10 protein-coding genes are annotated in these 13,566 nt (G+C 74.3%); 7 read left to right on the top strand and 3 right to left on the bottom strand.

Features of this window, described 5'->3' with window-relative positions:
- The first annotated feature begins 91 nt into the window (after nt 1–91).
- Nucleotides 92–2,161, top strand: a complete 2,070-nt coding sequence (locus OG386_RS13640; protein WP_328788399.1) for a restriction endonuclease — start codon at nt 92–94, stop codon at nt 2,159–2,161.
- A gap of 72 nt (nt 2,162–2,233) precedes the next feature.
- Here OG386_RS13640 and OG386_RS13645 read toward each other — a convergent pair whose 3' ends face one another.
- Together OG386_RS13645 and OG386_RS13650 are read right to left on the bottom strand one after the other, a co-directional pair.
- Nucleotides 2,234–3,346, bottom strand: coding sequence for a CobW family GTP-binding protein (locus tag OG386_RS13645; RefSeq protein WP_328788400.1), 1,113 nt, complete (start codon nt 3,344–3,346; stop codon nt 2,234–2,236).
- 24 nt (nt 3,347–3,370) lie between these two features.
- Nucleotides 3,371–4,537: a citrate synthase gene (locus OG386_RS13650; protein ID WP_328788401.1), complete on the bottom strand. Its 1,167-nt coding sequence runs from the start codon at nt 4,535–4,537 to the stop codon at nt 3,371–3,373.
- Nucleotides 4,538–4,602: 65 nt separating this feature from the next.
- Between OG386_RS13650 and OG386_RS13655 the strand changes: the two genes are divergently transcribed.
- A complete protein-coding gene (locus OG386_RS13655) occupies nt 4,603–5,841 on the top strand; it encodes a citrate synthase (RefSeq protein ID WP_328788402.1) in 1,239 nt (412 codons plus the stop codon).
- Between the two features lie 95 nt (nt 5,842–5,936).
- On the opposite strand, the gene OG386_RS13660 is transcribed toward OG386_RS13655, so the two are convergent.
- The gene (locus OG386_RS13660; RefSeq protein WP_328788403.1) at nt 5,937–9,296 is read right to left on the bottom strand and encodes a BTAD domain-containing putative transcriptional regulator; all 3,360 of its coding nucleotides are present in this window, start codon (nt 9,294–9,296) and stop codon (nt 5,937–5,939) included.
- Nucleotides 9,297–9,414: 118 nt separating this feature from the next.
- Between OG386_RS13660 and OG386_RS13665 the strand changes: the two genes are divergently transcribed.
- The 5 genes from OG386_RS13665 to OG386_RS13685 all read left to right on the top strand — a co-directional run bounded on the left by OG386_RS13665 (nt 9,415) and on the right by OG386_RS13685 (nt 13,536).
- Nucleotides 9,415–10,122 carry a hemerythrin domain-containing protein gene (locus OG386_RS13665; protein WP_328788404.1) on the top strand — a complete coding sequence of 236 codons (708 nt, stop codon included), beginning with the start codon at nt 9,415–9,417 and terminating at the stop codon, nt 10,120–10,122.
- Between the two features lie 53 nt (nt 10,123–10,175).
- Nucleotides 10,176–10,598, top strand: coding sequence for a DUF4267 domain-containing protein (locus OG386_RS13670; protein WP_328788405.1), 423 nt, complete (start codon nt 10,176–10,178; stop codon nt 10,596–10,598).
- Nucleotides 10,599–10,654: 56 nt separating this feature from the next.
- Complete coding sequence (locus OG386_RS13675) at nt 10,655–11,149, top strand: cupin domain-containing protein (protein ID WP_328788406.1); 495 nt, start codon at nt 10,655–10,657, stop codon at nt 11,147–11,149.
- Between the two features lie 72 nt (nt 11,150–11,221).
- Nucleotides 11,222–12,838, top strand: coding sequence for a sensor histidine kinase (locus OG386_RS13680; RefSeq protein ID WP_328788407.1), 1,617 nt, complete (start codon nt 11,222–11,224; stop codon nt 12,836–12,838).
- A gap of 38 nt (nt 12,839–12,876) precedes the next feature.
- Nucleotides 12,877–13,536 (top strand): response regulator, encoded by a 660-nt coding sequence (locus tag OG386_RS13685; protein WP_405790822.1) that lies wholly within the window; start codon nt 12,877–12,879, stop codon nt 13,534–13,536.
- Nucleotides 13,537–13,566: the final 30 nt, after the last annotated feature.

The following is a 13,566-nucleotide window of genomic DNA, read 5'->3' on the forward strand; positions in this document are numbered from 1 at the left end:
AGGGCGTTCGGGTGGTGCGACCGGGGGGACGTACCACCCGAATGCCGACTAGTGTTTTCCCCCAGGACGTGGTGGGGGGAGAACGCAGCTGATGAGCCGTCGAGCGGGCAGCGGACTGATCGGGAACTGGGCGGAGGCCCAGCGTCGGCAGCAACAGACGCAGCTGGTCCAGCAGCGGGAGGCCGAGCGCCGGCAGCGGGCCCACGAACGGGACGCGAACCGGAGCCACCGGCAGTACCGCGAGGCCGAGGCCCTACGGCGTACCGCGCAGCTCGACGCCGAGGTCGAAGCCCTCAAGGGCCTGTTGGTCGCGGGCTGCCGGACACCGGCGTTCCGGATGTCCTCCCTGGCCCGGCCGGACCGGCTGCAACCCTTCGACCCCGGGGCCCTGGCGCACCCGGTGCCGATGCCCCGCATCGAGGACTTCCAGCGGCAGAGCAGCGGCTGGACGCTCGGCTCGAACCACCGGGCGCAGGCGGAGCGCGAGGCGCACGCCCGCTACACCCAGGCCTGGCAGGCCGCGAACGCCGCGGAGGCGCAGCGCCAGCAGCAACTGGCCGCGTACCGGCAGCAGTACGACCGGTGGGCGGCGGAGCAGATCGCCGGGGTGCGGGCGCACAACGGCGGGCTCACGGAGCTGGCGGACGCACTGCGGGCGGGTGATGCCGATGCGGCGGTGGAGTACTTCTCGGCGGCCCTGTACGCCTCGACCGCCTGGCCCGAGGGGCTACCGAGGCAGGTGACGGCCGCGTACGATCCGGCGGCGCGCCAGCTGGTGTTGGACTGGGAGCTGCCCGGGTACGCGGTGGTGCCGGAGGCCCGGGCGGTGCAGTACCTGCCGAGCACGGACCAGGACAAGGTGAAGCCCCGCCCGGTCACGGAACGACGGGCGCTGTACCGGGACCTGCTGGCCCAGTGCGTGCTGCTGGTGGTGCGCGAACTGTACGCGGCGGACGAATTCGGCGTACTGGACTCGGTCGTGGTCAACGGCTTCGTGGACTGCCACGATCCGGTGACGGGCCAGGAGACGCGGTTCGTGCTCGCCACGGTACCGGCGGCGCGCAGCGCCTTCGCCGGACTGCGGCTGGAGCAGGTCAGTGCGGTGGACTGTCTGGTCTCGGGGCTGGGCGGGCTGCTGTCGGCGCGGCCCGACCAGCTGACGGCGGTGCGCCCCGGGCGCCGGCCCGACGAGGTCGGCGGGGGTGTCGTCAGCCACGGCGGGCACGCGGGCGACGCGGACGGGGACGAGCCGGACCTCTTCGCGATGGACCCGATCGTCTTCGAGAACCTGGTCGCCGAGCTGTTCCGGGCGATGGGCATGGAGGCGGTGACCACGCAACGGTCGGGCGACGGCGGGGTCGATGTGGAGGCGGTGGACCCGACTCCGATCCGGGGCGGTCGGATCGTCGTGCAGGTCAAGCGCTACCGCAACACGGTGCCGCCGACGGCCGTGCGTGATCTGTACGGCACGGTCCAGGACAAGGGGGCGAACAAGGGGGTGCTGGTCACCACCGCGACCTTCGGCCCCGGGTCGTACACCTTTGCCAACGGCAAGCCGCTGGAGTTGGTTCCCGGGGCGGACCTGGTCGAGCTGCTCCACCAGTACGGCCTGCGCGGCCGGCTCGGCAGCGGTGCCACGGCACCCGACCGGCGGGCGGCCGAACCGGCTCCCCCGGCCGAACACAACGTGCTCGGCATGTCCTGGTCGGGTTCGGTCGCCCTCGACGTGTGCGCGCTCGTCTGCACGGGCAACCGGGTGCTGAGCGAGGAGCACTTCGTCTTCTTCAACAACCCGCGGACCCCGGACGGTTCGGTACGGGCCCGCGCGCACGCTGCGCCCGACAAGGCGGCGCTGGAGGTCTCCTTCGACGCCCTGCCGTCGCAGGCCGACCGGCTGGTCCTCGTGGCCGCGATCGACCCGGAGGTCGATCCCCACGCCGACCTCGCCGGCTTCACCGACGCCCACATCCGGCTGCTGTCCGCGGGCGGCGAGGAGCTGGGCCGGCTGGACGTCTCCGACGGGCGCGCCGGCGAGACGGCCCTGGTCCTCGGCTCGTTCCGGCACCGCTCCAACGGCGACTGGGACTTCGTGATCGGCGGCAAGGGCTACCGGGGCGGCCTGGAGGACCTGCTGGGCGAGTTCGGGGTCGAGGTGGCCTAGGGGGTGTCTCGCCGGTCGGGCCGGATGCGGGCGTGATGGCGGTGGCGGCCCGGCGTAAGGGTGGTGACGCCCTCAGGTCTCGTCCGAGCCGGTTGCGGGAACCCCGATCACCGGCTCCGCGGGCCGGGCGACGTAGCGCAGTACGCCCCACATGCTCTCGGGGCGCGCCTCGTGCGGGGCCGCTTCGCGGCAGGCCTCCAGTTCGCGCAGCAGACCCGGCCCGTCGGTGCCCGAGCCGATCAGGACGAGCTGGCTCACGCGCGCTTCGCCCCGCCCCCAGGGCCTCGGGGCGAAGCGGAGGAAGCGGCCGACCGCGTGGACCTCGTAGCGCTCCTCGTGCCCGGGTACGCCGAAGTAGACGAAGCCCTTGATCCGGTAGAGCCCGGCCGGACGCCGGTCGAGGAAATCGATGAACCGGCGGGGGGACAGCGCCTGCTCGGAGGTGAACTCCGTGCTCTCGTAGGCGGCGTGCGCATGGTCGCAGCGGCCGTGGCCGTGGTCGTGACCGTGCTCGTCGTCGTGGTCGTCGGCCTCCGCGAGCAGGTCCTCGAAGGAGAGCTGTCCCCGGGTCTCGGTCCAGGGCCTGCGGTCGAAGAGCAGTTCGGGATCGATCCGCCCGTGATCGGTGGCCATGACCGGGGTGCCCGGGGCGCAGACCACGGCGAGCTGCTGCTCGATCCGGGCCCGCTCGGCCGCGTCCACCCGGTCGATCTTGTTGAGCACCACCAGGTCCGCGACGGCGAGGTGGCGGTCGGTCTCCGGGTGCCTGGTCCGGGTGGCGTCGAATTCGGCGGCGTCCACGACCTCCACCATCCCGCCGTAGCGGATGGCGGGATTCTCGCTGGCCATGAGCATCCGGATCATCTCCTGGGGCTCGGCCAGTCCGCTCGCCTCGATGACGATCACGTCGATCCGGTGGACGGGGGCGGAGAGCTTCTCCAGGTACGCGTCGAGTTCGCTGCCGTCGACGGCGCAGCACAGGCAGCCGCCGCCGAGGGAGACCATGGAGTCCCCGACCTGTCCGGCCACCGACATCGCGTCGACCTCGATCGATCCGAAGTCGTTGACGACGACCCCGATGCGGGTGCCCCCGCGACCGGCGAGGAGGTGGTTCAGCACGGTGGTCTTGCCGGATCCGAGGAAACCGGCGAGGACGACGACGGGGATGGGTTGCCTGCTGTTCACCCGGTCGATCGTAGCCAGGCTCCGTCAGTGCAGGGGCGGCACCGGGTGGGGCGGGGTGGGGCCGGTGTACCGGGCGGCCGGTCGGATGATCTTCGAATCGGTGGCCTGTTCGAGGATGTTCGCGCTCCAGCCGACCACACGGGCCGCACAGAAGGTCGGCGTGAACATCTCGCGCGGGAGCCCGCAGAGCTCCATGACCACGCCCGCGTAGAACTCCACGTTGGTGTGCAGTTCCCGGCCGGGCTTCAGTTCGGCGAGGATCTCCTCGACCTGGCGCTCGACCTCGACGGCGAAGTCCACGAGGGGGCCGCCGAACTGGAGGGCGATCTCGCGCAGCATGCGGGACCGGGGGTCCTCGGTGCGGTAGACGGGGTGGCCGAAGCCCATGATCCGGTCGCCCGCCAGGACCCGTTCGCGGATCCACGGCCCGATCCGGTCCACCGTCCCGATGGCGTCGAGGGTGTCCAGGGCCCGGCTGGGTGCGCCGCCGTGCAGGGGGCCGGAGAGCGCGCCGATGGCCCCGGTCAGACAGGCGGCGACATCGGCGCCGGTGGAGGCGATCACCCGGGCGGTGAACGTCGAGGCGTTGAAGCCGTGGTCGACGGTGGATATCAGGTACCGCTCGACCGCGCGGGCCCGGACCGGGTCGGGTTCCCGGCCGGTCAGCATGTAGAGGTAGTTGGCGGCGTACGGAAGGTCCTCGCGCGGCTCCACCGGCTCCAGGCCCTGCCCCAGCCGGTGCAGCGCGGTCAGCAGGGTCGGTACGGCGGCGCAGGCGGCCAGTGCGTCGGCGGCCCGGCGGCCGGGGTCGAGGTCGTAGACCGGGCGGTAGCCGGCACAGGCGCCCAGCAGTGAGAGCGCGGTGCGCAGCCCGGCCAGGGGGCCGGAGAGCCGGGTGGCACGGGCCAGCGCCGGCAGGGCGTCCCGTACCTCCTCGGGAAGTCGGCGCAGGGGTGCGATCTCGGCCGCGAAGGCGGCGCGCTCGGCGGCGTCCGCCGGGAGCGTGCCGCGGAACATCAGGTGCCACACGTCCTCGAAGCTGCGGGTGGCGGCGAGTTCGACGGCCGAGTACTGGCGGTAGTGGTAGAAGCCTTCCCGGCCCCGGACGTCGCCCAGCCCGGTTTCGGTGACCACGACTCCCGCGAGGCCGCGGGGTACTTCCAAGGTGGTGTCCATGGATCGACCATCCATGATGGATTCAATCGCTGTCAATATTGATTGAATCAACATACCAGTCCATCTGTAGGGTGTTCGTCATGAGCGACCAGACGGACAGCGGGCGCAGGCTCAGCACGCAGGAGGCCGCCCGCGCACTCGGGGTGAAACCGGCGACGGTGTACGCGTACGTCAGTCGGGGCCAGCTCACCAGCCGCCGCGATCCCGCCGGGCGGGGCAGCAGCTTCGACGCCGCCGAGGTGGAGGCGCTGGCCCGGCGGAGCCGGCGCGAGGCGGCGGCCCCCGGCGGGGAACTCTCCGTCCGCACGGCGCTCACCCTCATCGAGCCCGACCGGTACTACTTCCGCGGCGTGGACGCCGTGGAGCTGGCTTCCCGGTACCGCTACGAAGAGGTCGCCGAGTGGCTCTGGACGGGCACCCTCACGCCCGGGGCCCGGTTCACCGCGCCCCCGCAGACCCTGGAGGCGGCCCGGCGGGCAGTGGCCTCGCTGCCGGAACACGGCGGCCCCATCGACCGGTTGCGGGTGGCGGTCGCGGCCGCCGCGGTCGCGGATCCGCTGCGCTTCGACCTGTCCGAGGAGGCGGTACTCGGCTCCGCGCGCGCCCTGATCCCCACGCTGGTCGGCGCGCTGCCGACGGTGGGCGGCCCGGCCCGATGGGCCGGGGACGGCCGGATCGCCCGGCAGTTGTGGTCGCGGCTGACGCTGCGGGAGCCGGACCCGGACGCACTGGCCGTACTGGACCTCGCGCTGGCCCTGCTGGTCGACCACGACCTGGCCGCCTCGACCCTGGCCGTACGGGTGGCCGCCTCCGCGCGGGCCCATCCGTACGCGGCGGTCTCCGCCGGGCTCGGCGTCCTGGAGGGCCCGCTGCACGGCGCGGCCGGACGGCTCGCGCACCGGATGCTGGTGGAGGTGCTGGAACAGGGCGGGGCCGCGCCGGTGGTGGCGGAGTACCTGCGGGCGGGACGCCGGGTCCCCGGGCTCGGCCACCGGCTGTACCGGGGCGAAGATCCTCGCGCGCGGGTGCTCTTCGCCTCGTTGGAAGGACTGGAGCAGGCCGGTCCGGCGCTGGGTGCCGCGCGCGAGGTGGCCGCGGTGATGGCCCGGCAGGGCGGGCTGCACGCCAACGTGGACCTGGCGCTGGCCGTGCTGACGGTGTCGTGCGGGATGCCGGCGGAGGCCGGGGAGACGGTCTTCGCGGTCGCCCGCACGGCGGGGTGGATGGCGCACGCCCTGGAGGAGTACCAGGAGCGGCCACTGCGGATGCGGCCGAGCGGGCAGTACCACGGGCCCCGCCCGCCCCAGCCGATGCCGTGACGGATCCGGTTCGGCCGGGCTCCCGTCCGCCCGGACTCTGGTCCCGAGCTCAGGCCCCGGACGTCAGGCGGCCCCGGACGCCAGGCGGCCGGAGGTCAGGCGGCCCCCCACGGGCTGTGCCACCGCTCGGCGACGGCCGCCGCGCGCGCGAAGTGGCCGGCGGCCTCGTCCTCGCGGCCCAGCAGCACGGCCAGTTCGCCCAGGGTGCGGGCGACCGGGCGGACCGCCACGGTGAACCCGGAGGAGGGCGGCGGGGCGTCGCGGTACGGCAGCAGGGCCGCGTACAACTCCTCGGCGCCCGTCCGCTCCCCGAGCATGACCAGGGTCATCGCCCGGAAGGTCGCGAAGACCTTGAAGAAGTAGTCCGTCCGCAGCGGTCCCGCCCGGTCGAGGACCTCGCGGGCCTCCCGCTCCTCGCCCGCGGCGGCCAGCGCGACCGCGAGCAGGTCCCCGGCCGGCGGGCCGAAGGCCGCGTACACCTGCCGCAGCCGGGGCAGTGACTGCGCGAGCCGCCCCTGGCTCGCCCGCAGCGTCGCGATCGCGACCGCGAGGATCCCCTCCGCGTGCGGGGATCCCTGCCGGGCCATCCGCGCGGCCGCCTGCCGGTAGAGGTGCTCCGCCTCCTCGAACCGGCCCTCGACGTGGGCCCAGGTCGCCTCGACCGCCTCGCCGACGGCGACCGGTCCGGGCATCCGGTAGGTCCGTGCGAACCGTGTCCACCGTTCCACGAGCCGGCGGGCACCGGCCACATCGCCCTCGGCGGCCAGCGCCGTGGAGCGGACGAACATCCCGTACCACTGGTGGCCCGGCAGCTCGTGCGCGGCGCCGATCCGTTCGAGTTCGCCTCCCAGCGCGGCGCGTTCGGGCCATTCCAGGTCGGCGTCGAGTTCCTTGACCAGCGCCGCGAGCGCCCCCGCCCGCAGCACGGGGTCCCCGGTGCCCTCCGCGAGGCCGAGCGCCTCGCGCGCCGCCGCCCGTACGCCCGCCACCTTGGCGTCGGACAGCTCGGCTGCGTACGCACCGAGCAGCCCGCAGCGTACGGCGGGTTCGTGACCGGGCCGCGCCAGCAGGCGCTCCAGCAGCTCCACCACCGGTCCGTCGACCACGCCGTAGGGCCGCGTCTGCCACGGGGTCGGTTCGGTCCATGCCGTGAACGCCGCGACCAGCAGGTCGTCCCGGCCGGCGCCGACCGCGCGGTCGATCGCGGTACGCCGGGTCGTGCGGGCCGCCATGACCGCCCCCGCCCGCACCTGGGCCCGTACCAGCAGGCCCAGCAGCTCGGCGCGCTCGGCGTCCCGGTCGCCCCCGGACCCCGCGGGGACCCGCTCGAAGCACTCCACCGCCTCGGCGAGCAGCACGGCGGCCACGTCATGGGCGAACCGGCTCTCCGCGAGCCGGGCGGCCCGCAGGCAGTGGGCGACCGCCTTCGCCGCCGTCGCCGAGGAGGCCGCGCGCACGTAGTGGTGGGCCAGCGCGGAGACGTCGTCCGGGGCGAGCCGCTCCAGGCAGACCGCGATCCGGCCGTGCATCCGCGAGGAGCGCAGCCGACTGAGGTCCGCCAGCAGGGTGTCGCGCACCAGTGCGTGGGCGAACCGGATCCGCCCCGGCTCGGGTTCGGCCAGCAACCCGGCGAGCAGACCGGCTTCCAACGCGCCCAGTACGCCGTCCTCGTCGGTGTCCGCCGCCCCGACCAGGACCTCGACGCCGGACTCCCGTCCGGCCACCGCGGCCAGGCGCAGTACGGCCACCACTGCCTCGGGGAGCCGTCCGAGCCGCCGTCGCAGCACGTCCCGTACGCCCTCGGGCACCTCGGACAGCGCCACCAGCGAGCCCTCGCTGCCCAGCAGCCTGGCGCTCTCCTGGACGTAGAAGGGGTTCCCTCCCGTGCGTTCGGTCAGCGCGGTCATGACCTCCGCGTCGACCTGCGGGCCGCCCACGCACCGGACCACCTCGGCCACGGCCTCCTCGGTGAGGCCGCACAGCGCGATCCGGGCCGGTGAACGCCGGGCCAGTCCGGCCAGGGCGTCGTCGAGCCGGCCCTCCGTGTCCTCCGGCCGGTACGCGCCCACGACGAGCAGCGCGGTACCCGGGTGGAGGTCGGCGGCACCCGACAGCAGCGCCAGCGTCTCGGCGTCGGCCCAGTGCAGGTCGTCCAGGACGACGGCGACGGGCCGCCCGCGCGCAGCCTCCGCCAACCACTGGCCGACGGCGCGGTGCAGCCGGAACCGCCCGGCGGCGACGTCCTCGCCGACGGGCGTACGGCCGGTGGCGGGAGCGTCCTCGGCCAGGAGGGGCGAGAGCGCGGCGGCCACCGCGGGCTCGGGCGGGGCGGCCGCCGCGACGGCGCGCAGTGCTTCGACCCAGGCCCAGGCGGGTGGTGCGCCCTCGGCGTCGGTGTTGCGCCCGAAGGCGACGAGCCAGCCCTCGGCGCGGAGCCGGTCGCCGAGGGCGCGCAGCAGCGCCGACTTGCCCATCCCGGCCTCGCCGGTGACCAGCGCGACGCCGGGGCCGGCCGCGCGGGCCCGGTGCGCCGCCGCCGTCAGCCGCTCCAGTTCCCCTTCTCGCCCGACGAACGGCTCGGCTCCGGTGGCGGCCGGCACCGCGGGCACCTCGGGCACATGCGGCACAGGTGGCACATGCGGCGCAGGTGGCACGTGCGGCACGGGCTCCGGTGGCCGCGTGGCCTCGCGCAGCACCCGGCCGTCCTGGGCCAGGACCGCCTTCTCCAGCTCGACCAGGGCGGCACCGGGATCCAGTCCCACCTCGTCGGCGAGCACCGTCCTGGCCCGGCGCAGCGCCGACAGCGCGTCGGCCTGCCGGCCCGCCGCCCACAGGGCGAGGGCGTGCAGCCGCCATGCCTCCTCCCGCAGCGGCTCGTCCCGGGTCAGCAACGCGGCCTCGGCGACCGCCCCGGCGAGGTCGGCGCCGCCCCGCAACCCGGCGGCGATGCCGAGTTCGCGCGCGGCCAGCCGCAGCTCGCCGAGCCGCAGGATCTCGGCGTGGGTCCACGGCTCGTCGGCGGTCTCCGCGTACGCCGGCCCCTGCCACAGCGCCAGCGCCTCGCGGAGCAGGGCTCCGGCGGTGTCCGGCTCGGCGTGCAGGGCCTCGCGGGCGCGGCCGAGCAGCCGCTCGAAGCGCCAGGCGTCGACGGCGTCCTCGGGAAGCCGAAGCGCGTACCCGGGCGGCGCGCTCACCAGCAGTCGGGCGGGGGTGCGCGGGGCCCGGCCCGGTTCCAGGAGGCGGCGCAGGTTGGAGACGTAGGCCTGGAGGGAGGCAACGGCCCGGGAGGGCGGCGCCCCCTGCCAGAGTTCCTCGATCATCCGGTCGACGGACACGACCCGGCCGCGCGCGGCTACGAGCAGGGCCAGTACGGAGCGCTGGCGGTGGCCGCCGAGCGGGATCGCCTCGCCGTCCCGCTCGGCCGTGAAGGAGCCGAGTACGCGTATGTGGACCATGACCCCACCAACGTACGCCGCATCGGTCAACTCCGGCCCACCGTAGGCCGAATGACGCTGCGGAACCTTCCAAGCGGCTTCCAAGAACCCTCCATGTACCGAGGTCGAGTCTCTTCCCATGAAGACGACGCAGCCAGGGACGGCACGAGCACGGCGAACGCACCGGAGCACCGCACGGCCGAACACCCACGAGATGGTGGTCATCCACCGCGGCCTGCGCCGCGAGGCGCGCCTGCTGGTCGAACTGATCGCCGCGGTGGCTCCCGGCGACACGGCGCGGGCACGGGTCCTCGGGGACCACTTCCGCGACTACCGACTCGGTCTGACGGGCCACCACCACGGCGAGGACGCATACCTGTGGCCGCCGCTGATGGCGCGGGTCGACCTCGAAGCGGACCTCGTCCTGCGCATGGAGGCCCAGCACGAGCGGGTGGCCGCGAGTCTTGCGGCCGCCGAGGAGGCCCTGCCCGCCTGGGAGGGCCGGGCCGGGGAGGCGGAACGCGACACGCTCGTGTCGGTCCTCTCCGAGCACCGGACCGTGCTGCTGGAGCACCTGGCGGACGAGGAGGAATCGCTCCTGCCGCTCGCCGCCCGCCACCTGTCCGCGGACGAGTGGGACCGACTGGGCGAGCACTTCCTGACCAGCACGCCCAAGCCCAAGCTGCTGTTCTTCCTCGGGATGGTCCTGGAGGACGCCGACCGGGCCGAGCGCGCGGCGATGCTCACCGCCCTGCCCCTCGCCGGGCGCCTGCTGTGGCACACCGTCGGGCGTCCCGCCTACGTCCGCCGGATGCGCGCCGTCCGCCGCACCGCCGCTCCGCGCTGATCCCCTCCCCCGCGCCGCCCCTCCCCCACCACCTCCAGGAGACGGAGACAACCATGTCCCTCAAGCACTTCACCACCGCCCTGGCCGCCACCGGCGCCGCGTTCATCCTGTACGTCGGCCTCAGCTACCTGCTCGCGCCGCAGATCACCGCCGCCGACTTCGGGCTGCCGACCTGGCCGCAGCACGACGGCGCCGCCTTCCTCGCCGTCAAGGGCGTACGCGATGTCGCGACCGGCCTGGTCATCCTCGCGCTCCTGCTCACGGGGCAGCGCCGGGCGCTCGGCTGGGCCATGGCGGCGATCGTCTTCGTCCCCGCCGGCGACATGGTGATCGTCCTCGCGGGCGGCGGACCCGCGGCTCAGGCCTACGGGGTCCACGGCGCCACCGCCCTCGCCGTCGCCGTGACCGCGGGCCTCCTGCTGCGCGAGCGTCCGGTCCCTGCCGTCCGCGCCGCCGCCGAGCCGGCCCGGACCTGACCACCCGCCCGCCCCGCCCCACCCTCACCAGCTGCCTTCCCCCAGGAGAAGACGACATGTCCCTGATCGTGCCTTCCTTCGAAGAATCGGTGATCGTGCGCTCGGCCGAGGCCGAGACGATCGGCGCCGCCCCGACCACCATCCGGCTCCTCGCCGACAGCAGTTCCACCGGCGGCGCCCTGTCGACCCAGCGCGTGAGCCTGTTGGACGGCGCCAACGGGGCTGCGCCCCACCACCACTCTCGGTCCGCCGAGCTCTTCTACCTGCTCGACGGCACCGCGCAGCTCCTGTCGGGCGACCAGGTGGTGACCGCGGAACGCGGCGACCTCGTCATCGTGCCGCCCGGCCTCGATCACGCGTTCGCCGCCGCGCCCGGGGAGAACGCCGACATCCTCATCGTGATCACGCCGGGCATCGAGCGGTTCGAGTACTTCCGCCACCTGGAACGGATCGCCTACGGGAAAGTGCCGCCGGAGTCCCTGCTGGACGTCCAGGATCTCTACGACACCTACTTCACCCACAGTGAGGCGTGGGACACGGTCCGGGCATGACGGGAGTGGGGTACCCGACAAGCCGGGCGTAAGCATTCCGCTCGTGCCGGTGCCGACCTACCGTTGCTGCCCATGCGGTTCCCCCTCATGAGCGCTCGGCGCCTCGGGCTGCCCAGACGGGCCGTCTCCCAGATCCTGCTGACCCAGCTGGCCATCGCCGCCGGGGTCGCCGTACTGGCGACCGGGCTGTTCCTGGCGCCGCTCAGCGCCCAGCTCGACGACCAGGCCATGCGGCGCGCCCTGGCCATCGCGCAGAGCGCCGCGGCCGACCCGGCGCTGGCCGCCGGGGTCCTGAGCTCCGGGCCGTCGGCCGACAGCCCCGTGCAGTCCTCGGCCGAGCGGATCCGCCGGGCCACCGGAGCCGAGTACGTGGTCGTGCTCGACCTGAACGGCATCCGCCGCTCGCACCCGAGCGCCGACCGGATCGGGCTGCCCGTCTCCACCGACCCGAGCGATGCCCTGGCGGGGCGCGAGGTCATGGAGATCGACGAGGGCACCCTGGGCCGCTCCGCCCGCGGCAAGGTCCCGCTCCTCGCGGCCGACGGCGAGATCGTCGGCGCCGTCTCCGTCGGCATCGCCTACGACAGCGTCCGCGATCGGCTGCTCGGCGCGATCCCCGGACTGCTCGCCTACGCGGGCGGGGCCCTGGCGGCGGGCGCCCTCGCCGCCTACCTGCTCTCCCGCAGGATCCAGCGGCAGACCCGCGATCTGGCCTTCTCCGACATCGCCGGCCTGCTCGCCGAGCGCGAGGCCATGCTGCACTCCATCCGCGAGGGCGTGATCGCCCTGGCCCCCGACGGCAGGGTCCGGCTGGTCAACGACGAGGCCGCCCGCCTGCTGGGCCTCGCCCCGGACGCCACCGACGGCTGCGCGGGGCGCCCGCTGGAGGACGTACTGGGCGCGGGCCGCACCGCGGACGTCCTGTCGGGCCGTGTCACCGGCCGGGACCTGCTCACCGTCCAGGGCCCCCGGGTCCTGGTGGCCAACCGCATGCCCACCGAGGACGGCGGTGCCGTCGCCACCCTGCGCGACCGCACCGAGCTGGAGCACCTCGCCCGCGAGCTCGACTCCACCCGGGGCCTGATCGATGCCCTGCGCGCCCAGGACCACGAGCACGCCAACCGCCTCCACACCCTCCTCGGCCTGCTGGAGCTGGGCCTGCACGAGGAGGCGGTGGAGTTCGTGACCGAGGTCGCCTGCGTGCACCGCACGACGGCCGAACAGGTCACCGAGAAGGTCCACGACCCGCTGCTGGCCGCCCTCCTGGTGGGCAAGGCGGCCGTCGCCGCCGAGCGCGGCGTCCCCCTGCGCCTGGCCGGCTCCACCCTCCTCCCCGACCGCCTGGTGGACCCGGGTGGCCTCGTCACGATCCTCGGCAACCTCGTGGACAACGCTCTGGACGCCGCAGCGGGTTCAGTGGCGCCCCTGGTCGAGGTGGAACTGCGCGCGGAGGGCCGTACCGCCGTGCTGCGGGTGTGCGACAGCGGCCCCGGGGTGCCCGCCGCGCGTCGTGAGGAGATCTTCACGGAGGGCTGGTCGACCAAGCAGCCCAAGGCCCACCGCGAGCGCGGGCTGGGCCTCGCCCTCGTACGCCGCCTCGCGGAGCGGCAGGGCGGCAGCGCCCGGGCCGGTGAAGCAGCGGACGGAGGGGCGGAATTCTCCGTCGTACTCCCGGAGGCCCTGCGGTGAACGAGACCCCGATTCACGTATTGGTCGTCGACGACGACATGCGTGTTGCCCGGATCAACGCGGCGTACGTGGCAAAGGTTCCCGGATTCCTGGTGACGGCGCAGGCCCATTCGGCCGCCGAGGCCCTGGAGTTCCTCACCTCTCGTCCGGTGGACCTGGTCCTGCTGGACCACTACCTCCCCGACGAGAACGGCCTGGACCTCGTCCGGCGCCTGCGCCAGCTCGGCCACCGCACGGATGTGATCATGGTCACCGCCGCCCGCGACCTCACCACGGTGCAGGCCGCCATGCGCCTCGGCGCCCTGCAGTACATGGTCAAACCCTTCACCTTCGCCGGACTGCGCAGCCGACTGGAGGCGTACGGGGCGCTGCGCCGCACCCTGGACACGGGCGGTGAGGCCGAACAGGCCGAGGTGGACCGGATCTTCGGTGCCCTCGCCGCCGCGGGATCCCCCAACGAGCTCCCCAAGGGCCATTCCGCCACCACCGCGGAGCTCGTCCGCCGGGTGCTGCGGTCCGCCGAAGGCCCCTTGTCCACCCAGCAGATCGCCGACCGCGCGGGCATCAGCCGGCAGACCGCCCAGCGCTATCTCAAGCTGCTCGAACGCACCGCCCGGGTCAGCCTCGCCCTGCGCTACGGCGAGACCGGCCGCCCGGAGCACCGCTACACCTGGCTCCCGTCGGAGGGTCCGGCCTGACGGCGCCCTGCCGACCGGCCTCCCGAGCGA

This window comes from Streptomyces sp. NBC_00273, assembly GCF_036178145.1.
Taxonomy (GTDB): domain Bacteria; phylum Actinomycetota; class Actinomycetes; order Streptomycetales; family Streptomycetaceae; genus Streptomyces.